Source organism: Novosphingobium lentum NBRC 107847, assembly GCF_001590965.1.
In the GTDB taxonomy this organism is placed as follows: Bacteria; Pseudomonadota; Alphaproteobacteria; order Sphingomonadales; family Sphingomonadaceae; genus Novosphingobium; species Novosphingobium lentum.
On sequence record NZ_BCTW01000029.1, the window covers coordinates 12,818 to 35,552 of the forward strand.

22 protein-coding genes are annotated in these 22,735 nt (G+C 61.5%); 15 read left to right on the top strand and 7 right to left on the bottom strand.

Annotation, left to right across the window (positions count from 1 at the left end; genetic code table 11):
• Positions 1-21: 21 nt before the first annotated feature.
• The 4 genes from NL2_RS19050 to NL2_RS19065 form a co-directional block, all read right to left on the bottom strand.
• Positions 22-915, bottom strand: coding sequence for a LysR family transcriptional regulator (locus tag NL2_RS19050; protein WP_068077782.1), 894 nt, complete (start codon positions 913-915; stop codon positions 22-24).
• Between the two features lie 5 nt (positions 916-920).
• Positions 921-2,180 (bottom strand): multidrug effflux MFS transporter, encoded by a 1,260-nt coding sequence (locus NL2_RS19055; RefSeq protein ID WP_157083264.1) that lies wholly within the window; start codon positions 2,178-2,180, stop codon positions 921-923.
• Positions 2,181-3,176, bottom strand: coding sequence for an aldo/keto reductase (locus NL2_RS19060; protein WP_068077746.1), 996 nt, complete (start codon positions 3,174-3,176; stop codon positions 2,181-2,183).
• A gap of 135 nt (positions 3,177-3,311) precedes the next feature.
• Positions 3,312-4,301 carry an aldo/keto reductase gene (locus NL2_RS19065; RefSeq protein WP_068077748.1) on the bottom strand — a complete coding sequence of 330 codons (990 nt, stop codon included), beginning with the start codon at positions 4,299-4,301 and terminating at the stop codon, positions 3,312-3,314.
• Positions 4,302-4,826: 525 nt separating this feature from the next.
• Between NL2_RS19065 and NL2_RS19070 the strand changes: the two genes are divergently transcribed.
• From NL2_RS19070 to NL2_RS19120, 12 genes are all read left to right on the top strand, one after another.
• Positions 4,827-6,107 (top strand): tyrosine-type recombinase/integrase, encoded by a 1,281-nt coding sequence (locus NL2_RS19070; RefSeq protein ID WP_068077750.1) that lies wholly within the window; start codon positions 4,827-4,829, stop codon positions 6,105-6,107.
• 71 nt (positions 6,108-6,178) lie between these two features.
• Positions 6,179-6,646 carry a type II TA system antitoxin MqsA family protein gene (locus tag NL2_RS19075; RefSeq protein WP_068077786.1) on the top strand — a complete coding sequence of 156 codons (468 nt, stop codon included), beginning with the start codon at positions 6,179-6,181 and terminating at the stop codon, positions 6,644-6,646.
• Positions 6,647-6,725: 79 nt separating this feature from the next.
• Positions 6,726-7,490: a TetR/AcrR family transcriptional regulator gene (locus NL2_RS19080; RefSeq protein WP_157083265.1), complete on the top strand. Its 765-nt coding sequence runs from the start codon at positions 6,726-6,728 to the stop codon at positions 7,488-7,490.
• 180 nt (positions 7,491-7,670) lie between these two features.
• Positions 7,671-8,714, top strand: a complete 1,044-nt coding sequence (locus NL2_RS19085) for a Rieske 2Fe-2S domain-containing protein (RefSeq protein WP_068077787.1) — start codon at positions 7,671-7,673, stop codon at positions 8,712-8,714.
• Between the two features lie 155 nt (positions 8,715-8,869).
• Positions 8,870-9,397, top strand: coding sequence for a nuclear transport factor 2 family protein (locus tag NL2_RS19090; RefSeq protein ID WP_068077752.1), 528 nt, complete (start codon positions 8,870-8,872; stop codon positions 9,395-9,397).
• Positions 9,391-10,398, top strand: coding sequence for a DODA-type extradiol aromatic ring-opening family dioxygenase (locus tag NL2_RS19095; RefSeq protein WP_084356218.1), 1,008 nt, complete (start codon positions 9,391-9,393; stop codon positions 10,396-10,398). The genes NL2_RS19090 and NL2_RS19095 overlap by 7 nt, the downstream gene beginning before the upstream one ends.
• Position 10,399: 1 nt before the next feature.
• Entirely contained in the window at positions 10,400-11,092 is a 693-nt protein-coding gene (locus tag NL2_RS19100) for an alpha/beta fold hydrolase (protein ID WP_169799548.1), read from the top strand.
• A gap of 116 nt (positions 11,093-11,208) precedes the next feature.
• On the top strand, positions 11,209-12,078 hold the full coding sequence (locus NL2_RS19105) for a fumarylacetoacetate hydrolase family protein (protein ID WP_157083266.1): 870 nt from the start codon (positions 11,209-11,211) through the stop codon (positions 12,076-12,078).
• Positions 12,079-12,147: 69 nt separating this feature from the next.
• A complete protein-coding gene (locus NL2_RS19110) occupies positions 12,148-14,505 on the top strand; it encodes a TonB-dependent receptor (RefSeq protein ID WP_068077762.1) in 2,358 nt (785 codons plus the stop codon).
• A 1-nt stretch (position 14,506) separates the two neighbouring features.
• Positions 14,507-15,619, top strand: a complete 1,113-nt coding sequence (locus NL2_RS19115) for an S-(hydroxymethyl)glutathione dehydrogenase/class III alcohol dehydrogenase (protein ID WP_068077764.1) — start codon at positions 14,507-14,509, stop codon at positions 15,617-15,619.
• A 1-nt stretch (position 15,620) separates the two neighbouring features.
• Entirely contained in the window at positions 15,621-15,938 is a 318-nt protein-coding gene (locus NL2_RS20910; RefSeq protein WP_084356220.1) for a 2Fe-2S iron-sulfur cluster-binding protein, read from the top strand.
• A gap of 3 nt (positions 15,939-15,941) precedes the next feature.
• Complete coding sequence (locus NL2_RS19120; RefSeq protein WP_068077766.1) at positions 15,942-17,177, top strand: NAD(P)/FAD-dependent oxidoreductase; 1,236 nt, start codon at positions 15,942-15,944, stop codon at positions 17,175-17,177.
• Between the two features lie 315 nt (positions 17,178-17,492).
• On the opposite strand, the gene NL2_RS19125 is transcribed toward NL2_RS19120, so the two are convergent.
• Positions 17,493-17,813, bottom strand: coding sequence for a DUF736 domain-containing protein (locus NL2_RS19125; RefSeq protein WP_006966713.1), 321 nt, complete (start codon positions 17,811-17,813; stop codon positions 17,493-17,495).
• A gap of 439 nt (positions 17,814-18,252) precedes the next feature.
• Here NL2_RS19125 and NL2_RS19130 point away from each other — a divergent pair, with 439 nt between their 5' ends.
• The 3 genes from NL2_RS19130 (at position 18,253) to NL2_RS19140 (ending at position 20,276) form a co-directional block, all read left to right on the top strand.
• Positions 18,253-18,651 carry an antitoxin Xre-like helix-turn-helix domain-containing protein gene (locus NL2_RS19130; protein ID WP_174522633.1) on the top strand — a complete coding sequence of 133 codons (399 nt, stop codon included), beginning with the start codon at positions 18,253-18,255 and terminating at the stop codon, positions 18,649-18,651.
• 3 nt (positions 18,652-18,654) lie between these two features.
• Positions 18,655-19,338 (top strand): RES family NAD+ phosphorylase, encoded by a 684-nt coding sequence (locus NL2_RS19135; RefSeq protein WP_068077770.1) that lies wholly within the window; start codon positions 18,655-18,657, stop codon positions 19,336-19,338.
• 473 nt (positions 19,339-19,811) lie between these two features.
• On the top strand, positions 19,812-20,276 hold the full coding sequence (locus NL2_RS19140; protein ID WP_157083267.1) for a hypothetical protein: 465 nt from the start codon (positions 19,812-19,814) through the stop codon (positions 20,274-20,276).
• Between the two features lie 105 nt (positions 20,277-20,381).
• Here the strand turns inward: NL2_RS19140 and NL2_RS19145 are convergent, their stop codons facing one another.
• Both NL2_RS19145 and NL2_RS19150 read right to left on the bottom strand, forming a co-directional pair.
• Complete coding sequence (locus NL2_RS19145) at positions 20,382-20,957, bottom strand: hypothetical protein (RefSeq protein WP_218006130.1); 576 nt, start codon at positions 20,955-20,957, stop codon at positions 20,382-20,384.
• 285 nt (positions 20,958-21,242) lie between these two features.
• Positions 21,243-22,735 (bottom strand): hypothetical protein (locus tag NL2_RS19150; protein WP_218006131.1); only part of this gene is annotated, 1,493 nt, incomplete at its 5' end.

The window sequence follows — 22,735 nt, forward strand, 5'->3', positions numbered from 1 at the left end:
GGCGCGGGTGAACACGCGCATTCAGCCGCGATAGCGCAACGCCTCGACCACTAGCGCGAAGGCGGGGGTGGGTTGCCGTCGGCTGGGGTAATACAGGTGATACCCGGCAAACGGCGGGCACCAGTCATCCAGCACCCGCGCCAGCCGCCCGGCGGCGATATCGTCGCGAACCGCGTCCTCCATCACCATGCACAGGCCCAGCCCGTCGCGCGCGGCATCGAGAACAATCGGGACATTGTTGAACGTCAGCGCGCCGTCGACCCGCACGTTGAGCTGGCGCGTGCCCTGTTCGAACTCCCAGGCATAGATCGATCCCGAACTCGCCATGCGCAAGTTGATGCATCGATGATGGGCCAGGTCCTGCGGTACGCGCGGCGCGTCGCGATGCGCGAAATAGGCGGGCGCGGCGACGCAGGCCATGCGCAGTTCGGGCCCGATGCGCACTGCGATCATGTCGCGTGCGATCGCCTCGCCCAGCCGCACGCCGGCATCGAAACGCTGTTCGACAATATCGACGAAGCCGCCGTTGATGTTGAGTTCGATCCCGATGTCGGGATAGTCGGCCAGCAGCGGCTTCAGCGCCGGCCAGACGATGGATCGGGCCGCGTGTTCGGACGTGGTGATGCGTACGGTGCCAGCCGGCTTGTGGCGCATTTCGTTCAGCGAGGTCAGCCCTTCGGCGATGGCGTCGAACGCGGGTCGCAGGCGCTCGAGCAGGCGCTCGCCCGCGTCGGTCGGGGACACGCTGCGGGTGGTGCGGGTCAGCAGGCGCACGCCCAGCCGCTCTTCCAGCCGCCGCATCATGTGGCTCAGCGCCGATTGCGAAGTCTCCAGCCGCACGGCGGCACGGGTGAAGCTGCGCTCTTCGGCAACGACGATGAACGCGTTGAGATCGGGAAGTTCGGCGCGGTCCATGGCGATCAGATCCTGCGTGCGACCGCGCCGGGTCGCAAGCACGCCACGCTGGCCAGGCAGGCGATGCCGGCCGCCGCGATGACCAGCCCCAGCGGCCGCGGCGTGCCGTCGGCAAGGAGGCCGACCGCCGCCGACCCGGCCATGCCGGATCCGTAATGAATGGCGCCGACGATCGCCGACACCGCGCCGGCGCGATCGGGAAAGTCGGTCATTGCGCCGGCGATCGAGTTGGCCATGATCAAACCGCTGGCGCACAGATAGGCCATCAGCGCGATCGCCAGGCCGGCCAGGCCGCCGAAGTCGGTCATCGCGACAATGGCGGAGACGACGCCAGCCGCTGCCGCCAGCACGCCGCCCAGCCGCAGCATGTGCCTGCCGCCCAGCCGTGCGACCAGCCGCGCATTGATCATGTTGCTGCCGATGATCCCGGCGACGCCGGATCCGAACAACAGCCCGAAATAGCGCGGCGGAACATGGTGGTACGTGATGAACGCCAGCGGCGTGCCCGCGACATAGGCAAAACTTCCGGCAAAGAACGCACCGCCTGCCAGCGCGGGCACCACGATGCGGCGATCGCGCAGCAGGGCGAAATACTGCGCGATGGCACGGCCCGGCGGCACCATGCTGCGGCGTTCGCGCGGCAACGTTTCGGGTATCGAAACAAGCGCGGCCATGATCACGACGCCCACGCCCACCAGCAGCCAGAAGATCGCGCGCCATCCCGCCAGTGCCAGCACCTGCCCGCCGACGATCGGGCCCAGCAGCGGCGCGATCCCCATCACGGTCATCAGGGTGGAGAGCATCTGCGCGGCGCGGTCGCCGGCATAAAGGTCGCGCACGATCGCACGCCCCAGCACCACTCCGGCGCAGGCGCCGAGCGCCTGCAGCACGCGCGATGCGATGATCTGGCCGACGCTGGACGACAGCGCGCACCCGGCCGATCCCGCCACGAACAGCGCGATGCCGACGGCGATGGGTCGTTTGCGGCCGAAGCGATCACCGATCGGGCCCCAGAACAATTGCCCGATGCTGAAACCGGCCAGGTAGCTCGAGACGGTCCACTCCATCGGACCGGCACCGGCATGAAGCGCCAGCCCCATCGTCGGCAGTGCCGGCAGGTAAACGTCGGTGGAGATCGAGCCGAACCCCAGCAGCGTGCACAGCACGGCCAGCAGCCTCCACGCCGGGGGCGACCCGCGCGCATCCTCGTGGGCATCCCCGACGTCGGGTTGCACCAGTCCTGCCGCCGGGGTGACCGCCTCCACCTAGCGCCCGACGGCAGCCATGCCCTGCGGCGAGTAGCGATCACCCGTGACGCCGATCTCGGCGGCGGCGGTTTCGATCTCGGCCAGCTCGGCGGCGGTCAGTTCGATGGCTTCGGCGGCGATGTTTTCCTCGACGCGGTGGAGCTTGGTCGAACCCGGGATCGGCACGATCCACCGGTGCTGCGCCATACCCCAGGCCAGCGCGATCTGCGCCGCGGTCGCTGCGCGCGCATCGCCGATCCGCTTGAGCAGCGCGACGAGCGCGAGATTGCTGGCGATCGCATCGGACGTGAAGCGCGGCAGCGTCTTGCGGAAATCGCCGTCTTCGATTTGCCCGGCGTCGGTGAACGTGCCGGTCAGGAACCCTTTGCCGAGCGGGCTGTAGGCGACAAAGCCGATGCCCAGTTCCTCGCACGCGGCGAAGATGCCGTTGGTTTCGGGCCCCCGCGTCCACAGCGAGTATTCGTTCTGCAGCGCGGTGACCGGCTGGACCGCGTGCGCCCGGCGCACGGTCTGCTCGCCCGGCTCGGACAGGCCGAAATGCCGCACCTTGCCTTCCGCGATCAGGTCGCGGACCGTGCCCGCGACATCCTCGATCGGCACGGCGGGGTCGACGCGGTGCTGGTAGAACAAGTCGATCACCTCAACGCCGAGCCGCTTGAGCGAGGCGTCGGCCACCTTGCGGATCTGCTCGGGCCGACTGTCCAGTCCCTGCATCGCGCCGGTCTGCGGGTTGATGTCGAAGCCGAACTTGGTGGCGATGACCACCTGATCGCGCACCGGCGCGAGCGCCTCGCCGACCATTTCCTCGTTGGTCCATGGCCCATAGACTTCGGCGGTGTCGAAAAAGGTCACCCCGCGCTCGTGCGTCTGGCGGATCAGCTTGACCCCGTCGGCGCGGCTCAGCTTGTGCGCGTAGCCGAAGTCGATGCCCATGCAACCATAGCCGATGGCGGAGACTTCAAGCCCGCTGCGGCCCAGAATTCTTGTTTTCACGTTGCGACTCCTCGAACTTCACGCCCGTCCGATCGCACCATAGGAGCGCTCGCCTGACAGCTGTAGATCATAAAAGCGGGATGAGCTGATGAATCGAGCGCATGAAATTAGGATGTTTTGCGACCTCGGGTGGCTTCAGCGGTAGGACAGGCTCAGCACCGCTTCGGGCAGGCGTAGGCCTTCCACGGTCATCCCGGCAAATTCGCTCTCGATCCGCGCCATGTCCTGCGCGGTCAGGTCGATCTGTGCCGCGCCGAGGTTTTCCGCGACCCGATCGAGCCGCCGCGTGCCGAAAATGGGGACCACAAAGGGTGCGCGTGCCAGCAGCCACGCCAGCGCGACTTGCGCAGGCGTACCGCCCTTGGCTGCGGCCACCTTGGCCAGCAAATCGACGATCCGCTGGTTGGCATCGCGCGCACCTTGCGAAAAACGCGGCGAATGCGCGCGGAAATCGTCGGCTGCGAACTGCGTTGCGGTATCGATCTTGCCGGTGAGATAGCCGGCACCCAGCGGGCTCCACGGTACGAACCCGATGCCCAGTTCCGCACACAGCGGCAGCACGTCGGGCTCCGGATCGCGCGTCCACAATGAATATTCGCTCTGAATGGCGCTGACCCGCTGCACCGCATGGGCACGGCGGATGGTGGCGGCACCGGCTTCCGAAAGGCCGAAGTGCCGCACCTTGCCCGCTGCAATCAGGTCTTTCACCGCGCCGGCGACGTCCTCGATCGGCACGTCGGGATCCACCCGGTGCTGGTACAGCAGGTCGATGTGATCGGTGCCCAGTCGCGCCAGCATGGCGTCGGCCACCCGCCGGATATGGTCGGGACGGCTGTTGAGCCCAGGGCGGCGCTCGCCGGTCAGGGGGTCGATGTCCCAGCCGAACTTGGTGGCGATGACCACCTCGTTGCGGATCGGGGCGAGCGCTTCGCCCACCAGCACTTCGTTGGTCCAGGGGCCGTAAGCCTCGGCGGTGTCGAAGAATGTCACCCCCAGATCATGCGCTCCGCGGATGACGCGCAGCGATTCCGCGCGATCGGGCGCTTGCCCATACGTCGAGGCGAAGCTCATCGTGCCAAAGCCGATTTCGGAAACGGCGAGTGTTCCCAGCATGCGTGTCTTCATCGGGTGACTTTCGAACGGAGGAGCGGGAGTCCGGCATCGGCGAGGCGCTCCTTGCCGTTGCGCGCTCCCGGCACGGGCGGTTCTCCTTCGCCACCCGCTGCAGCAGCTGGAATAGACCGAAGCGGTTCTGTCGATTAGCTGCATAATACTGAATGCGCTTATGCTACAGATTCATGAATGGATGGTCGGTTAGCCCCACGGGCTGGGCGCGCAACACTCATGGCCATGCGCAGACCACACGTCCGCATCGCCGGCTGATGGCCGCCGCCAAGAGAACATGTGATTTTCATGAAAAAACCTGGAGCGGGCGAAGGGATTCGAACCCTCGACCCCAACCTTGGCAAAATATTTCGGCCACTTTTCCCAAACTTTCCCAAGTACGATTATCTACGCTAAATCATATATTTATGATGTTCCCCTTTACGATTGTCTCCGCCCATAATACCCTCGAAACGCTTAAATCTGGAGACAATATGGAGACAAGGCACCCCTCTGAAATCTTTGTCTCCAAATGGAGGGTCAAACATGCCGACAGCGAAGTTGAACAAGCGCAATGTGGACGCATTCGCGCCGCCTAAAGATAAACAGGCCGTCCTGTGGGACAGCGAGATTCGGGGTTTCGGCTTGCGGGCGCTTCCGTCGGGGCTCAAGACCTTCATCGTTCAGTACCGCAACATCGAAGGGATCAAGCGGCGCATCAATCTCGGCCGCTATGGTGTTATCACGACGGAGCAAGCTCGGGATCTGGCGAAGATCAAGCTTGGCGAAGTTGCCGGGGGTCAGGACCCAGCAGAGGCAATTCATCAGGCCCGCAGTGGCATGACGGTCGCCGAGATCTGTGACTGGTATCTGGTTGAAGCCCGCGCCGGCAACATTCTTGGCCGCAAGAACCGTCCAATCAAGGCCTCCTCGCTCGCGATGGATGAGAGCAGGATTAACACTCACATCAAACCGATTCTTGGCCATCGCATGGCGAAAAGGCTGACAATCGCGGATGTCGAGCAGATGCAGGCCGATGTCCGGGACGGTAAAACTGCCAAGGCTAGAGGTAAAGGCCGTGGTGGTCGGCCCGCTGGCGGACCTGGCGTCGCGTCGCGATGCCTCGGGTCGCTGCAAGCGATTTTGGGTCATGCCAAGCACAAGGGGCTGATTGCGGAACACCCAACTAGAGGAGCCAAGAAACTCGCCATCAACAAGAAGACGAGACGGCTGAGCACTGCCGAACTCGTCGCGTTCGGTAAAGCCATCGCCTATGCCGAACGTAATGGCGAAAATCCGACAGCACTTGCGGTGGTACGGACACTTGCGCTGACAGGATACAGACGGGAAGAGGCGCAGTCGATGAAGCGCGCCTGGGTGCATGCGGAGGGCGGGTTTGTCTCCTTCCCGGATACCAAAACCGATGCTCAGGTCCGCTCGATCGGCCCAGAAGCACTGAAGGTCGTTCTCGCTCAACCCGAGATCGTTGGTAACCCCTACGTGTTCCCGTCAATGACGGGCGCTGGCGCATACCAGGCTGCACCAGCCTGTTTCCGGAGAGTTTGCCAGTGGGCGGGAATTGAGGGCGCCACACTTCATACCCTTCGCCACACTTTCGGCAGCATCGCGGGCGAACTCGGATTCACGGAACTGACGATACGGGCCATGCTCGGGCATGCTTCGCAGAACGTCACCCAGGACTACATCCATATCGATGAAGCGCTGAAGTTAGCGGTGCGCAAAACGTCAGACGAGATCGCCCGGCTGCTGGCCGAGGGCGCTGAAGCATTGCGGCCGATCAGATCGAATGGCGCTGTTGATAATTAACCTTAAAGATGTACGGAGAATGGCAAGAGCCTGATCGATGTCGTGAAGGCGTCGTTCGAGAAGGATTGAAGGTGACCCAGACACGGATTCATCCCGAGACCGGCCAGGTCCTCCGCCGCGACGCTCGCGTGCAGTCGGTCAGCGTTGGGTCGATGTCGCGCGAAGTCGAGGTGCCGGGCTGGTATCCCGAGGACGATAGTGATTCCATCCATTCAGGGGCGGAGCTGCAGGCTCTGGATCAGGCCCATCTCGAACTGCGAACGGCTTACGCGGCGCGCGTCAAGGCTGTGCGCAAGAAGCTCGGCCTCACCCAGGAAGAGGCAGGCCGGATTATCGGTGGCGGACGGCGCGCATTCCAGAAGTATGAAAGCGGGGCCACACCTCCCAGCGAAGCCGCAGTAGGCTTGATTGAGATTCTGGACCGCCATCCAGAGGAACTGGAAACCCTCCGCAACCTGCGCAGGCTCGCCCCGCGGGAGGGTGTCGGCGACCGCCTCACGCCGACCAGCAAGAGACAGACACCGGCGAAGGGCGTTTGAAGTGCTGCGGCATGAGCCCAGCCCATGCTTCCTTGCGCAATGCGAACTCCAGCGTATGTGATCGATTCAAGCGAGAGAATTGGCAATTTCTGTGGTCGATATTCCCCAGCCAAAAAGGGTGATCCAATTGAACGGTCAAAGACGCAATACGACCCCACACAAAATCGACTTGGTGCGCCGGGCGGAAATAGCGGCTGAGAAAAGAAATCGCACAAGGGCGCTGATCTTGGTGGCCGCGTTCCGGCTGATTGGTGAAGAAAGCGGCCAGTTTCAGCGGGTGGAAGATTTCTGCAGTGCCGCACAGGTTTCCCGCGGGACGTTTTACAAATATTTCACCGGAATTGCCAATCTTTACACTGTTCTGGCTGACGAGTTGAGTGCGGACTTTGATGCAGCTGTCCATCAAGTCATGGATGTGAAAGTTACCTCGGCAGCACGCGCCTCTGCTGCGGTTCGCTATTACCTTCGTGCTGCCATTGAAAACCCCCGATGGGGCTGGGCAATGGTTCACACCAGCATGGGCCGGGAAATTTTCGGGCCAGACGTTTCGGCAAGAGCGAAGGCGACAATCGAAGACGGAATTGCATCGGGCGAGTTTGGCCTGAGCGAGGCCGAGATGGGCAAGGCTTTGTTGCTCGGTGCCTGCCTCGGCGGGACGCTCGACATTCTTTATGCGCGGGCGACGACGGCTTATCCCGAGAAAATGGCCCACCGAATTCTTCTGGGATTGGGTGTGGAGGCGCAATTGGCGAAATCCGTTTCACAGGAGCCGCTGCCGGCCCTCCAGTCGCTGCGCATCGATACGGGCGCCAGTCCGGTAAACTACTGGGCCGAACTCCCTTAAGGCGGCAACTGCCGATCTGCGTCCTGAATGTGGGCGGGCATGGTGCAAAGCTGCACACTACCGCTTGACCAGCAATTCCACCCAAGCTACATATCGAAATGACATTTAGTCACCATGACTTAAAGTCGGACATATTCGTATGTGGCTAGCGGCAATGCACCGCAGCTGTGGGAGTGGATCATGACATATATTCGGAACGCATGGTACGTTGGCAGTTGGTCGCACAAGCTTGAGGCTGGCGTGCCGCTGGCGGTGCAGATCCTCAATGATCCGGTGGTCATCTTTCGCACGCAGTCCGGCAAGGTGGTGGCTTTGGCAGACCGTTGTTCGCATCGTCTCGCGCCATTGTCACTGGGGCGGTGCGAAGGGGAATCGATCCGCTGCATGTATCACGGCCTCAAGTTTGAAGGCGATGGATCGTGCAGCGAAATTCCGGGGCAGGACCTGATCCCCGCCAATTCCAGGGTTCGCAGCTATCCGGTGATCGAGCGGCACGGCTGGATCTGGGTGTGGATGGGCGACACCGACGCGGTTGATGAGGAGCTGATCCCGCCGATTATCGGACCCGATGAAGGCACCTATCTGCTGGGCAAGGGCGATATCGACTATCAGGCGCAGGCCTATCTTATCTGGGACAACCTGCTTGATTTCTCGCATCTGGGCTATGTCCACCCGACCAGCTTCAATTCCACCGAAACATGGGGCGAAACGCGCCCGGTGTTTACGCCGTTGCCGCTTGGCGTGCGAGCAGACCGTTGGGTGCTCGATCAGCCGCCGCTGTTCGGTGATCAGCGATCGGATCAGTGGTTTACCTATGATTTTCTGGTTCCGGGCATCCTGATCCTGACGACCAAGACCTTCCCCGTCGGCAAGGCTGAGGAATTCGGCATGACGACACCGCCGGACGATGCGGCATGGATTCAGAACAGCTATTCGGCGCACGCAATCACGCCGCTGACGGACGGCACGGCGCGCTATTTCTTCACTTTCGGCCCGCACGCCGATGGCGGGACCGAGGCGGGGCGCGATGCTTTTCTGGAACTGGCCTTTACCGCCTTTGCCGAAGATCAGACATTCATCGAAGCCCAGTCGCGCATTATCGCGCAAAGCCCGGGAGCCCAGATCATGCCGACCAGCGCGGACAAGGGCATCACCTTGTTCCACCGTTTGACCGACAAGATGATCAAGGCGGAACGCGAAAGCAAACTGGAGCCAGCCGCCTGAGCGGTGGCTGGCTCGCCGCTTCCGCGCGGCAATGTCCTGCATAAAATTTCGCACCGTTTGCGCTCTTGACCGGGCTTGACACTCCAGTCATCTGCGTTATGTCGAAATGACATAAAGTCGATACGACTAATAGTATATTCTAGGGATAGGATGATATGAACGGGCCGGGCGCTACCCAGGCAGATCAGCAATCGCCGATTTCGAGCGATGACGCAGCCGCCATTCATGCGCTGCACGCCGCCTATTGGGCGCGCACCGATGGCACTGACGATGGTGCACCCGAAGACCTGTTCAGCGACGATGCGCTGTTCATCCTCGGCAGCCTGACACTTTCGGGGCGGGCTGAGATTGCAGCATTTTTCCGCCGGCGTCACGCTGCTCAGGCTGCGAGCGGGCGGGTCACGCGGCACATCGCGGCTCAGTTGCAACTTCGCGGTTTGGCGAAGGACCATGTGGCGACCAAATGTATCGTACTGGCAATGGCCGGTCACGGCGCATTGCCAATTGCCGCATCGCCGCCATCGGTGGCGGACTTTGACGACATCTGCGTGCGCTTGCCGGGCAATATCTGGCGGTTCGAGCGGCGTGTGGCCAATTCCGTTTTTGCTGGCCCCGAAGCGCCCGCTTTCGCGCGCGATCCTGCTGCGCCGACACCAGAACCAACAAGGAAAGACGAATGTTGAACGCATCAAACGGGGTCGGTGCAAGTCCCGCAGCTTCCAGCGTGTTTGTCGCGTGCGTTCCGCATGTGCCGTTCGTCAAGTTGCAGGATCGGAAACTGCTGCCCGATTTCTGGCACGCCTACGATGCGCTGGTGGCGCAATTCCGCGCCTTCGATCCCGAACTGGTGATCGTGTTCGGCGCCGATCACTACGATGCGTTGCACCTGAAGCTGATGCCATCGGTCCTGATCGGCATGGAAGCAGAGGCGATGGCCGATACCGGCGGCTATCCCGGCAAGCTGAATGTCGCCAGCGATCTGGCGCTTGCCTGCGCTGAATATCTGGTCGAGCATGATTTCGATATCGCCACATCCTATGCGATGAGCGTCGATCACGGGTTCAGCAATGTGCTGCACAATTTCCTCGGCGCGATCGATGCTCGGCCGATCATCCCGGTCCACCTGAATGCGCTGTGCCATCCGCGCCCAACGCTGCGCCGGTGCCGGCAGATCGGGGAGGCGATTGGCCAATTCGCTGCCGGTTTGGGCAAGCGGGTAGCCATTCTTGGATCGGGCGGGCTGTCGCACGAAACGTCGATGATCTTCCCGCAGTTCGATACCGCGCCCAACCAGACGATCCGCGATTTCATCGTGCATGGCGGAACCCACGGCGACATCACGATGGATTCCTGGATGGGTGATATTCAGGCCGTGATGGTCGAACTCGCCGGGCCGGTGGCGGATGGTAGCCATGTAACGGGCAAGCTCAATCCTGACTGGGACAAGCGCTTTCTGGCCGCCATTACCAGCGAGGATATGACCGCGCTGGATGACTGGCACGATGCCGATTTCATCGAGGAAGCGGGCAGCGGGGCGGGCGAAATCCGCCAGTGGGTGGCGGCTGTCGCGGCCGCCAGGGCAGCCGGAGCGGGTGTGCCGACGCTGGATTATTACGCGCACGACACGCCGATCGGCGTGGGCGCGGGCTTGATCCATGCATCGTCGCCGCCGGTCGGTGGCTGATATGGCACGACCAGCCAGCCTCCCCATCGTGCTGCTGCATGGTTGCGGCGGGTCTGCCGCCGAAACTTACGTTAGGACCGGCTGGGTTGAGCGGCTAGCCGCGAGTGGCCGAACCGTGGTGCCTGTCACCTTGCCGGGGCACGGCGTTGGCGCTTCGCATGATCCTGCCGCCTATGCCGATCTGGCCGGTGCGGTGCTGGCAGACCTGCCGCCGCAGTTTGACGGCATCGGATTTTCGCTCGGCGGCAAATTGCTGCTCGAAGTCGCTGCGCGCGCGCCTGATCGTGTCGGAAGGTTGGTGATCGGCGGCGTGGGAGACAATGCCTTTGCCCCAGAGAAATCTGGCGAGGCCAGCGCGGCTGCACTTGCAGACGGGATCGGCCCGAACTCGCCGCCGCCGCTGCGATCTTTCTATGCTTCTTGCATCGCCAGCGGCGTCGATCTGCTGGCGATTGCCGCCATTCTGCGCCGCTCGCCCAATCCCGTGCTCGATGCCGACCGTCTCAGCCGGGTGACGGCACCCGTGCTGCTGGTGAACGGCGATGCTGACCCCATCGCCACTCCGGCTGGCGCGCTGATGGCAGCCTTGGCGCAAGTGCAGCCCGTGACCCTGCCGGGCATCGATCACCTTTCCTTGCCAGCAAACGCGGATTTCCTCCGCCATGCGCTCGCTTTTCTGGAGGACAGCAAGTGAGATTAGCTACGGTCAATCGCAATGGCGACGCCCGCCTGTGCACCGCGCATGATGGGGTATGGGTCGATGTCACCGATTTCGTCCGCTCGATCATCGGCACGGGCGCTGATGATAATATGATCGGCCTGATCCGCAAAGGGCCAGCCGCGCTCGATAGCCTGCGCGGCGCGCTCGCGACGGGCAATGCGGCGAGTTTCCAGCGGATCGACATCGATCAGGTCAGTTGGCTGCCGCCGGTCACCGCGCCATCCAAGATCGTGTGCATCGCGCTCAACAACCGTGCGCTCGATGCCGTCAAACTGCGCGCGCCCACCGACCACCCTGCGTTCTTCGTCAAAACCCAGACTGCTCTGGTTGGGCACGAACAGCCGATCAACCTGCGCCGATCCTTCGGGCTAACCCATCCGGAGCCGGAACTGGCCGTCATCATCGGCCGCAGGATCAAGGACGCATCGCCGGACGAGGCGCTGGCGGCGGTGTTCGGCTACACCATCATGAACGATGTCACCTCGGTCGGGATGCGGGAGGAAGATTCCTTCACCTTCCGCTATTTCCGGCCCGATCCTGGTGGCGGCGAACCGATCGCCAGTGAAGGCCACACCACTTACCCGGGCCGCTACAAGGGCAGCGACGGCTTTGCGCCGCTAGGGCCTTGCATAGTGACGCGCGACGAAATCGCCGACCCGGACAATCTCGACATCCGCTGCTGGTTGGGTGACCAACTCGTCGCGTCGGACAACACTCGCAATTATGTGTGGAGCGTGGCCAACGCGCTGTCGCACGTCAGCCGCACCATGACGCTGCTGCCCGGCGATGTTGTGTCGATGGGCACTGCTGTCGGCGGCGATCTGGATGATGCGGACCAACCGGCCATCCCCGGCATCACCAAAGCCAATCTGGTGGATCATCAAGGTTCTGTCTCGGTCGAAGTGGCTGGTCTGGGCCGCCTGTCCAACCCTGTCAGCACATCAGACGGGCCTTACTGATCCCCACCACACATCACCATCAGGCACCAGCATAAGGTGCCGAAAAGAAACATATTTGGGAGAATTGACATGACCTGCAACAGAAAATTCAAGGCCACTTGCAGCTTCCTTGCCATCGCCGCGTTCGCTCAGTTGTCCGCTACATCGGCGCTGGCGCAAACAGCCTCACCGGATGCTGCTGCGGATCAAAGCGACAGCGGTATCGCAGTCATCACGGTTACCGCCCAGCGGCGCGAGGAATCGGTTCAAGACTCGTCTCTCGTGGTGGACGTGATCTCGGCTGATCGGCTGGACCGTGCTGGCGTGACCCAGCCGCAGGCGCTGATGAGCATTCTGCCCGGCGTGCAAATCGGCAATGTCGGCCCGACAACGCAGGTCTATATTCGCGGGGTCGGCGATTTCGGATCGACCGCGATCAGCAATCCTGCGGTCGCGTTCAATGTCGATGGCGTTTATGTCGGCCGGTCCCAATCGCTGGTGAGCGAGTTTTACGATATTGAACGGGTCGAGGTGCTTAAAGGTCCGCAAGGCACCTTGTATGGCCGCAATGCCTCGGGCGGCGCGATCAACCTGATTTCGACCAGACCCAAACTCGGCGATTTTAGCGGCGACTTTTCCGCCGAGTTCGCCAACTTCGATACTCAGGTCTTTGAAGCGGCCATCAACGTTCCCGTGTCGAATACGCTGGCGCTGCGGGCATCGGGCCAGATTGTCTCGAAGGGCGGTTACACCAGCGAGGGCTTTTCGGATGATGAACATCAGTCCGCTCGCCTGAAAGCCTTTTGGGAACCCTCGGCAGACTTCTCCCTGTTGCTCAGTGGCAGCTATGGACATGTCGGCGGCAATGGCGCTGGATTTGTGCTGCTCAACCGGCTGCCGAACACCGACAAATTCCTCGACGCTACCAGTCCGCAAGCGCGTGCTTTTATCGAAGGCAACCAGTTCTTCGCGCTACCGCCAGGCTCGGTGACAGCACCATCGCCAGCCGACGCAGTGCAGGATCTCCAATTCTGGAATGTCTCGGCAGAGTTGAACTGGAATCTGGGTTTTGCCGAACTGACGATCCTTCCAGCCTATCGCGACGCAAGCATGCGCAACGCAGTGATGCCGACATTCCTGTTCGACACCGGCGCAGCATTCGGCAGCTTCCCCGAACGCCCCGAAACCTCGCACCAGACCTCGCTGGAAGTGCGGCTTTCGAACAATACAGATCAGCTGAATTGGGTCGCCGGTGCATACTACTACAATGAGAGCCAGTTCGTGCAGAACAGGGTCTATGCCGGGTTGATCCAGGATGTCGGGCAGGTGTCCAATCTGGATACGCGCAGCTATGCAGTCTTTGGGCAGGCGACGCTGAGCCTGACCGATACCTTCCGCCTCATCGGCGGTGCGCGCTACACCAGCGACCGCCGCAGTTTGAGTAACGGAGCAACCTATGCGATCAATCCGACCTTCGCAGGGGCAACTATCCTTGCGCCGCCGTGCCTGCCGCCAAATCCGGCCACGACCTGTTTGCTGGAACAATATGAAGGTGTTCGGACATTCTCGAATGTCTCATGGAAAGTCGGGATTGAAGCAGATGTTTTTGCCGACAGCTTGTTCTTTGCCACCGCAAGTTCGGGCTTCAAGGCGGGCGGCTTCAATCAACTTGGCGCCTTGACTGCTGCGCCGGGCAGCAATCAGGCTTCCAGCTTCGAACCTGAAAAACTCACCGCTTTCGAGGTCGGCATCAAGAACACATTCTTTGATCGCCGACTACAACTTAACGTCGAGGGGTTTTACTGGGACTATCGCAACCATCAGGAAGCCCATGTCGCGCTGAGCGGCCGGGGTGTGGTCGGTCTTTCCTTTGAAAATGCGGGCAATGCAACGATTTATGGCGCCAGCGCGGATATCGTATTCAAGCCCTCCCGGAACGGCACTTTCCACGCCGGGGTGGAATTTGCCCACTCGCGGTATGACAAATTCGCGTTCCTCCAGAATGCGGCATTCCTGTTCCCAGGCAGCACGGGTTGCGCGGTTCTTCCTACCGCCATTGTCGGACCGGCTGGGCCGGTGGTCACCGTGGATTGCTCTGGCAATCAGGTAACCCGCTCGCCGAAATGGTCCGGGGTTGCGGGATACTCCCACCGGTTCGAATTGGCTGGTGGCGGCGAGATTGAAGCCAACGTCGATCTGGTGTTCGCGTCAGCGCGGTGGCTGGCGGCCGATTTCCTGCCGATTGAACGCGCAGATGGCTACGCAACAGTAGATGCCTCGATCTCCTACGAAGCCAGCAAGGGCTTCAGGTTGACGGCATTCGGCAGGAACCTGACCGATGAAGCGGTGTACACAGGCGCTCAGCAATCGCCTTACTCACCGGGGGTTGTGGTATCGAGCGTAGGCTCGCCGCGCACATACGGGGTGCGTGCTGAGGTCAGTTTCTGAGATGAAGACCCGCGCCGCCGTTGCCTTCGAAGCCAAGCAGCCGCTCGAAGTCGTGGAGCTTGACCTCGAAGGGCCCAAAGCGGGCGAAGTGCTGGTGGAAATCATGGCCACCGGCATCTGCCACACCGATGCCTACACGCTGGATGGGCTAGATTCCGAAGGCCTCTTCCCTTCGGTGCTGGGCCATGAAGGCGCGGGCATTGTGCGCGAGGTTGGGCCGGGGGTGACTTCGGTGAAGCCGGGCGACCATGTGATCCCGCTGTACACGCCCGAATGCCGCCAGTGTAAGTCATGCCTTTCAGGCAAGACCAACCTGTGCACCGCGATCCGCGCCACGCAGGGAAAGGGGTTGATGCCCGATGGCACCAGCCGCTTCTCCTATAAAGGGCAGACGGTGTTCCACTACATGGGCTGTTCGACCTTCTCGAACTTCACCGTGCTGCCGGAAATCGCGGTGGCGAAGATCCGCGAGGACGCGCCGTTCCAGTCCGCCTGCTATATCGGCTGCGGCGTGACCACGGGCGTGAGCGCTGTCACCAACACTGCCAATGTGCAGGTGGGCGACAATGTGGTGGTATTCGGTCTTGGCGGCATCGGCCTCAACGTCATTCAGGGCGCGCGACTGGCGGGTGCGGGCAAGATCATCGGGGTGGATATCAATCCGGACCGTGAGGCATGGGGCCGCCAGTTCGGCATGACCGACTTCCTCAATTCCAAGGGCCTGAGCCGTGAGGAAACCGTCGCCGCCATTGTGGCGCTGACCGATGGCGGGGCCGATTACACCTTCGACGCCACCGGCAATACCGAAGTGATGCGCGCCGCCCTTGAAGCCTGCCATCGCGGCTGGGGCACCAGCATCATCATCGGCGTGGCCGAAGCGGGCAAGGAAATCGCCACCCGCCCGTTCCAGCTGGTGACCGGCCGCAACTGGCGCGGCACAGCATTCGGCGGGGCCAAGGGTCGCACCGATGTGCCCAAGATCGTGGACATGTACATGACCGGCAAGATCGAGATCGACCCGATGATTACCCACGTCATGGGTCTGGAGGAAATCAACACCGCGTTCGACCTGATGCACGCGGGCACGAGCATCCGTTCGGTCGTGGTGTTTTGACATGCCCGGCATTCTCGTAACGACACGTAAAGGCGCAGAAATCGCAATCGAGGCAGCCGTGGGCCTCACCCTGATGGAAGCGATCCGTGAAGCGGGCATTGATGAGTTGCTGGCACTTTGCGGAGGCTGCTGCTCCTGCGCGACATGCCATGTGTACGTCGATCCCACATGGGCAGTAAACCTACCCGCCGCGAGCGAGGATGAAGGAGATCTGCTCGACAGTTCCGATCATCGATCCGCGTATTCCCGACTGTCGTGCCAGATCGTCCTAGACTCTTCAGTGGCAGGATTGCGGGCTACGATCGCACCAGAGGACTAATCGATGGTTGGGCTTGTTTTTGATGTGATCATCGTGGGCGCCGGACACGGTGGTGCCGCGGCGGCGATTGCGCTGCGTCAGAACGGGTTCGAAGGATCCGTCCTTGTCATTGGCCGAGAGAGCGAACTGCCGTACGAGCGACCACCACTTTCCAAGGAGTATCTCGCTAAGGCGAAGCCGTTCGAACGCCTGCTTATTCGCCCGGCAGCATTCTGGGGTGAGAAGGATGTCTCGTTCTGGCTCTCGATCGAAGTGATAGCGGTCGATCCTGCAGCCAGGGTTCTGACTCTAAACGATGGGCGTACCGTCTCGTATGGCAAGCTGATCTGGGCAACCGGTGGCGATGCCCGCAAGCTAGCCTGCTCCGGGGCTGATCTGGCCGGCATCCATTCGATCCGTAACCGGGCTGATGTTGATCATCTCGCGGCTGAACTTGATCGTGGCAGCAAGCAGGTGGTGGTGATTGGCGGGGGCTACATCGGCCTCGAGGCCGCAGCGGTGCTGACCAAACTGGGCTGCTCGGTGGTCCTCCTCGAAGCGTTGGACAGAGTTCTGGCCCGTGTTGCCGGCCCGCAGTTGTCGGCCTTTTATGAAGCGGAACATCGCGCCCATGGCGTGGACCTGCGCACGGGCACCAACGTTGAACGTTTGATCGGGGTGGATGGGCGCGTCACCGGCGTTGAGCTGGCCTCAGGCGAGATCATTCCGGCAAATATTGTGATCGTGGGAATTGGCATCATTCCGGCCACTGCAGCCGTCAGCGCCGCTGGCGCACATGGTGACAACGGCGTCATGGTCGACCGCTTCTGCTGCACCTCGCTGGCAGACATCTATGCGATCGGTGACTGCGCAGCTTTTGCTTGCCGCTACGCGGGCGGGGCATCCATGCGGATCGAAAGCGTGCAAAACGCCAACGACATGGCCGCCACAGTGGCCCGCTCCATCTGCGGGATCGAGCAGCCATATGATGCCCTGCCGTGGTTCTGGTCCAACCAGTATGATCTCAAGCTGCAGACCGTCGGATTGAACATTGGTTACGATCACGCAGTGCTGCGCGGGCGACCGGAAGAGCGCAGCTTCTCGGTGATATACCTCAAGGATGGAGTGATCGGCGCGCTCGATTGCGTCAATGCGGTCAAGGATTACGTACAGGGGAGGAGACTGATCGAGGCTAATGCCGTGGTTGATCCAGCGAAGCTGGCCGATGTTACGATCCCTCTCAAGGCTATGTTGGCTTAACTATCACGATCTAGCAGGCTCAACTTACGGCTATGCCGAAGACAAAATAAAATATCCCATAAGAACAATATGAAATATTTCCCACCCTCTCCTATTTCGTGGAACCCAACCCCAGCTTTGCCACCAATCTCGATCCGGCACGCTACCAGTCCTTCGGCCTACGTTTCGATCTCAAGCGCTCACGTGAGACGATTGGGAACTTCAATCGCCGCAACAATGTCGAAGGATACGCCCGTCATTTTGTCTCAACTGATGCGCGATGAATTGCTGACAAATGCTATGGCCCCGCCCGGAGGCGGGGCCGTCGCTGGTGCTTCAGCTCGGCGGGTTCCAGATGATGACCTTCTTTGAAGGATCATCGCCCGGCGCGTTGGCGATATTGCCGTAAATCGTGCCAAATTCGGGAGCCGAGAGCGAGACCGAGACATATTCGGCGCCGGTGTTCTGCGAGAAGCGCTTCCAGCCTGCGCCCAGTTCGAAGCCGTTCTTGCGGCTGACGATGCGGTAGTCGGGTTCGCTGTCCTTGGTCTTGCGGTTGTTGGGGATGATGGCGATCGGTGCGGAGACGGTCAGCGTTGCGAGGTTGCCTTCGAAGCTGTCGTCGGACTTCACGGTGAGGTTTGCGATGGTAGCCATGTCGTTTCTCCTAAAGGTGGTCGGGGACCATCCCCGATGGCGCCAAAAGAAGGGGCCGGGAGTCGCCGTCACCGCAGCGTCAGCGAAGGGCGAACCCCGCACGGGGTTGACGGCATTAGGCGTGACGAGACCCGCAGACAGGCGACAAAGAGGGGTGGTTTTCGCGCCACCGGAGAACGAATGTAATTCGGCAATCGCCGCTTTCGTCGACCAAAAGTCGGAGGCTTCCTCCCCGCCGGATCACTGCCTTGAGCGCAGCAGCAATCATGCCTCACACGCGGCCACTGGCTGATCGACAGGCGTCGTTGCCTTGGACAGCGGACGGGTAACAGCGGAGGGCTCTCGCTGCATTACGCAGGTCGCAATGTGCAATATCAGCTCTCATGTTGACTTTTGTGCAGAATATGAGCATCATGAGGCCATGAAAGGAAGTGCCGATATGGGTATCCAAGCTGCAGCCAAAGCGCCTGCAAAGGGACTTGATCGCAAGGATCTGACGGGGCCAGCCCTGCGGACATTCTTCCGCATTGCCGATGCCTGGGGCCTGAAAGAGCAGGAGCAGATGCGCTTGCTCGGTCTGGAGAGCCGCTCGACCTTCCAATCCTGGAAGCGCGGCATGGTCGCGGCGCTGCCCAAGGATGCGCTGGAGCGGATTTCCTATGTCATGGGCATCTACAAAGGCCTGCAGATACTGTTGCCAAAGACGGCCGATGAGTGGGTGCGTAAGCCAAATAAGGCGCAAGTCTTTGGCGGCGCCTCGGCGCTTGACCGGATGATGTCGGGCAATGTCGCCGATCTCTATGTCGTGCGCCAGTATGTTGATGGGCAGCGCGGCTGACCCGTGGACATTCCCACGTCTAAAGTCCGCTGGACGCCCTGCTACCGCATCATCCCGAGCCGATTTCCGCCAATCTCGCTGTTCGAGGCAGTTGCCGATCCTGCTGATCTTGAAGCGGTCTACGCCATCGAGGCGATGACCAATGATCGTCTGCGCGACGAGGCAGGCGAGCTGTCGCTCGTGCCGCCTGAGGACCGCGTTTCCGGCCCCGGTACGTCGGCAATCATGGCAGCGTTCACCCACCTCAATCCGGTCGGCGACCGCTTCACCGACGGCAGCTACGGCGTCTTCTATGCCGGACTGACACTGGCAACCGCAATCGCCGAGACCCGGCATCACCGCACGCACTTCCTGGAGGCTACCGACGAACCGGCGCAGGAACTCGACATGCGGGTTTATGCCGTCGATCTCGACGCGAACCTTCACGACATCCGTGGACAACGTGAAACGTTGGCAGCTCTATACCATCCGAGCAGTTATGCCGTGTCGCAGGAAGCAGCGCGGACCTTGTGCGATGCAGGCTCGGACGGCATCGCTTACGAAAGCGTCCGCGATCCCGGCGGCGAATGTGCCGCTGTGTTCCGACCACGATTGTTATCGAACTGCCGCCAGGAACGGCATCTCTGCTATGTCTGGGATGGGCGCGCAATCAGTACGGTCTATGAGAAGAGGTTGTTGGACAGTTGAAGTTTTGGCTGTCTTGCTCCCCAAAGTCAGTCGCTCCACCGCTGAAAAATTTCTCATAAGCTGCCGTCAACGCAGTCGGCTTTCGGCTCAACGGAAAGGCAAAATCTGGGACTTTTCTGCCGTTCACGCATGATGAATGGAACGGCAGGTCTGGTCAGGAACCGACATTCAACGATTGCATGAAACAGCCCTCAATCCGGTGGAGTCCTGAACGTTGATACAGCGTCAAGCAGGTTGCTAGTCCGCTAGGGCAAGCCACGCGCGAAATAACGAGCCAAGCATGACTGGCGTTTGGGCTAGATTTGCGTAGCATGAGTCTTAGATGTGCATCGTTAGGGGTAGAAATTATGCTTCTTTGGTTGCTCGCATCGGCCGTGGTTTCGTCGCCCGCATGCTCCGCGCCGGTGCCGGTAAGATCGGACAAGGTACGCAGAGTGAGCGGCCACCTGCCAGGCCGAAACGAGCGTGTCGTGATGGGTATCGAGGAAATGGAGGACGAGAACGCCCAACTTAGGGTGTTCGTCCGACGAGGGTCCGGTTGGTTCGAGCACACTGTCGGAGACAGTCAGGAAGTCACGACTTCCTACACCACGCCCTCCAATCGGCGAATCATCTTCGGCTTCCACCTAGCTGAGGGTCCTGGTGAGGAGTTCTACGGCTTGGTCCTAGATCCTGTCGGTCGCGCTTTGGCGTGCCCGGTTCTGGAATTCCCCGCCGCCTTGAATCGCGACGAACAGACCGGCGAGCGTTCATACAACATGGAGTTCCTCGAGTTCAAAAGCCTCACCGTGAACAGGCGCGGCAAGGGAACGCTGCGGGCCAGCGGAACGATCGAGGATCGAGGCGTGCAGCGGACACTGCGCTACGAGTATTCCACTGCCGACGGAGGGCTCACCTGGACCGGAGCTCGAAAGGTGTCCTCGACTATCCAACGGTAGCGAGGCAGACGATGAGCCCGGCATTTGCTCGTGTCGCTGGGACAGATTGCCCACTCAACAATTCGCTTGGCATTTTCGCAAGTTTCCGCCGTCGCGAGCAGGTGCTCACTCCGGTTGAGGGAGGAGCACCAGCGTAGCGCCTAGCTCATGCTCGAGGCTCTCGTCAGTGGCTTGGATCCTTTGATAGGGATTGGCGACGTGCACGCCCGAGGCGACGCGTCGTGGAGTCCCCCAAGTTCTGCCACCGTCCATTGACCGGAAAAGGTAGCGGTGGGTGGGTAGCGGAGCGCTCCCGCCGTTGTCTGTGTACTCGCCGATTACTTGAGCATTCCGACCAGTTAGGCCGAACTCCTTCACCTCAAACAACACGTCTTGGAAGCTGCGCCCACTTGGCAAAGGTGGTGCGTCGAGGTTGGAGCACGTGAGGTTAGACGCGTTTGTGCCGGCGACCATGACTCCGGCGAACTCGGGTCCGGCGCCTCCAACCGTCACAGCGCTCCAGTACACGGTGTCTTTGTGGGCGTTCTGGAATCCGGCTACGACCATTCCAGGCGCGGAGATTGTTCGGCCGGTCCACTGACCGGCATGCCGGGTGTATAGCATGGCCGCATCTCGTAGCGGTGCGTTGGCCGCGTCGTCGTCGTTCATGACCGCGGTGTCGTAGCCGACAGTGAACGCCACCGCGGCGTCGCCATTCGCCAGGCGAACGGCTAAGTGCAGCGGCGAGCCCTCGAGCATGGTCCTGGTAGCGTTCATATATGGTTGGCAGCCGCGCTGCACTCCCGAGGCCTGCGATCCGGCGGTTCGGGCGGGGCTCGCGAAAGCAGCGCCCGAAACTAGCACAGAAGCGATGCTCGCGATGATGCAAGCAGGAAGTGCGAAGGGGGCGTTCATGCGGTAGTCCCTTTTCAACAATAATCACGGTAGGTCGAGCGGGCGAATGCCCCTCGCGCCCGTCCGAATGAGCTATCCGGGAGGCGCCGCGGGCTGGTAGGGCGTCAACATCGGAGGTGGGGACTTCAGCGGGGCGACGGCGGGCATCGGCGTCGCGAGCGCGTCCAGGCATGACCAGTCCAGTTGCGATGCGCCGGACAACCGCGAGATTACGCTGCGAGCGGTCCTGACCCGCTTCATTTGATAGAGGACCACACCCGCGTTGGAGCGCTTCTGGGACAGCGTCGGGTCGGAAAGCACGTGGCACATGCTGGATGCGCCGGGGGCGAGCCGGAGAGCGCGACCTGTCACGTTCTCCAAGTCGAGCCCGATTACCGCCAGCGCCGTTCGCTCATTCGGGCTCCAGCCCGGGTAGGCCGTTTGCACGCGGAATCGCCAGCCCTCTACCGCATCCCTCAAATACTTGGCGTGGCTGTCCATCAGCAGGCGCTTGGTTTCTTCACGGGAAAGGAACGCGTTCGCGGTCGAGCCGTCCACAGCGAACCACCTGTTCTGTGTATCGACGTCCCAGGTCCGGATGGGCCGGCGGTAGCCGTAACCTCTTCGATCCATTCCGCGCAATCCGGGGAACAACACTGTCGCCATGGTGCTTGCCTGCGGATTGGTCGAGCCGAAGTCGAGCTGGCGGACGCCTGTGCTGATGCCGGAATTTTCAAGAAGTGCGTCACCGACGGTGAAGTTGGCCGCCGAAAGGCGATCTCCGGGAGGCGCGGCTTCGTTCAGCTCGATTGTGTCGGAGGCGAGGCAGACCAGCTCCACGCTGGTCGGAGCGCAGTCGTGTCCGAGCGCTGCGAGTAGGCTCTGCCGCAGGTCTGCACGCCGGGGCCGCTTCCCGGTCGGCATGCCGATGTTGAGAACATTCAGCCGATAGTAGCGGAACGCCAAGTCGAGGTATGCCTCTGCAATCCACCGACGGCGCGCCGACCCTACCGGCTCCGCCTGGAAGGCGGCGTTGTAGCTCCTCGTGATTGCCTTCAGCGAATCTCCGAACCGGGGCCGGAAGATCCACAAGAAGCGGGCCGACGGATCGGCGTCCTGGACGTAGCGCCTGCGCTCGGCGCGGGGATCGAATGAGATCGCGAACCTCTCGCGATCAACGGTCGCCCGCACTATCCCGTCGGAGAGCCTTTCGATCTTGGGCTTATAGACGATCGGCTGGATCGCGTTGCAGTGCCGGTTGGGGTCGAACCCGGGAATGTTCTCAAGTCTGACGCCAAGGACTGGCGCGTCTTGTATATAGCGGCCGGTCAGCCCCGCGAGTGAGCTTACGTCCCGGGAAAGGTCCAGCTTTAATGTCTGAGCGTCGTACAAGCTGGGAGTGCTGGTGTTCGGCAACGCGGAGCTAAGCTCCGCGACGGGCTGCTGCTCCGCTTCCTCCACGGTTGGTGGCGGTGGCTGGTTGTCTACTGATCCCGCTTTTGTATTGCATGACGCCTGAACTGCGGCTGGGCTCAGCACGGCGAGAACAGCGATAAGCAGAGTGCACGTCTTCATCCGAAGGCCCC